This window comes from Vibrio genomosp. F10 str. 9ZD137, assembly GCF_049974785.1.
Classification (GTDB): Bacteria; Pseudomonadota; Gammaproteobacteria; order Enterobacterales; family Vibrionaceae; genus Vibrio.
Window position 1 is genome coordinate 1 of sequence record NZ_JBNGCJ010000639.1, and the last position, 1,595, is coordinate 1,595.

General features: G+C 45.8%; 1 protein-coding gene. It reads left to right on the plus strand.

Going from position 1 to position 1,595, the window contains the following annotated elements:
- Nucleotides 1–1,595, plus strand: a 1,595-nt coding sequence (locus ACP45E_RS15435; protein ID WP_141707356.1) for an efflux RND transporter permease subunit, incomplete at both ends; no start/stop codon positions are given.

The window sequence follows — 1,595 nt, forward strand, 5'->3', positions numbered from 1 at the left end:
CACAGACGAAATGGCCACTACTCGGTGCTACTATTATCGCGGTGACGGCCTTTGCGCCGATTGGGCTCTCTGAAGATGCCACGGGCGAATATTGTGGCACTTTGTTTACCGTGTTATTGATTTCGTTAATGCTCAGTTGGTTTACCGCTATTTCACTGACGCCATTCTTTGCTGATATGTTTTTCAAAGGACAAAAACTACCAGAGGGCGATGAGGCCAGTGATCCATACAATGGGGTTGTGTTTGTCGCATACAAAAACTTCCTCGAGTTTTGTATGAATCGCGCTTGGTTAACTGTGATCGTATTGGTTGTTGGTCTCGGTGTGAGTCTTTATGGTTTCACCATGGTGAAGCAATCCTTCTTCCCTTCATCAACTACTCCGATGTTTCAAGCTGATATCTGGTTACCTGAAGGTACAGATATACGCGCCACCAATACCAAACTCAAGGTTTTAGAGTCTTGGTTATCAGAGCAAGATCATGTTGAACATGTCACGACGACAGCGGGTAAAGGTTTACAGCGTTTCATGCTGACTTATGCACCAGAGAAAAGTTATGCAGGTTATGGAGAAATCACCACTCGGGTGGATGATTATCAAGCCTTGCACAACCTCATGGAAGCGTTCCGTCAGTATGTAGAGTCGGATTTCCCAGAAATCAATTATAAGCTTAAGCAGATAGAACTTGGTCCTGGTGGCGGTGCGAAAATTGAAGCGAGAATTGTGGGGTCAGATCCGACTGTTCTAAGAGGGCTGGCGGCGCAGGTTTCAGAGATTATCTCAGCGGATCCAAATGCGACCAATGTACGTCATGATTGGCGTGAGCGAACAAAAGTCCTAGAGCCTCAATTTAACGAAAGCCAAGCTCGACGTTACGGTATCACAAAGTCGGATGTTGACGATTTCTTGTCTATGTCGTTTTCAGGTAAATCTGTTGGAGTCTATCGAGATGGCACAACGCTAATGCCCATCGTGACCCGATTACCGGAAGATGAACGAGTTGATATTCGTAATATTGAAGGCATGAAAATGTGGAGCCCTGTACTCAGCGAGTACATTCCTTTACAACAAATCACACTTGGGTACGAGCTGCGTTGGGAAGACCCTATTATCGTTCGCAAAGACCGAAAACGAGTGCTTACCATCATGGCAGATCCGGACATCCTAGGTGAGGAAACGGCGTCTACGTTACAAAAAAGATTAATGCCACAAATCGAAGCGATAGATATGCCTTCAGGGTATTTTCTAGAGTGGGGAGGGGAGTATGAATCTTCTCGTGATGCGCAAGAGTCATTATTTACCACAATGCCATTGGGCTACTTGTTTATGTTCCTTATCACGGTCTTCCTGTTTAACTCAGTGAAAGAGCCGCTGATTGTTTGGCTTACCGTACCGTTAGCGATCATAGGGGTAACAACGGGATTGCTTGCCTTGAATACGCCTTTTGGTTTCATGGCTCTGCTTGGGTTCTTGAGTCTGTCGGGTATGCTATTAAAAAACGGGATTGTATTGCTGGATCAAATCGAGATAGAAATGCAAACAGGGAAGGAGCCTTACATTGCTGTTGTGGATGCGGCGCTCAGTCGTGTACGGCCT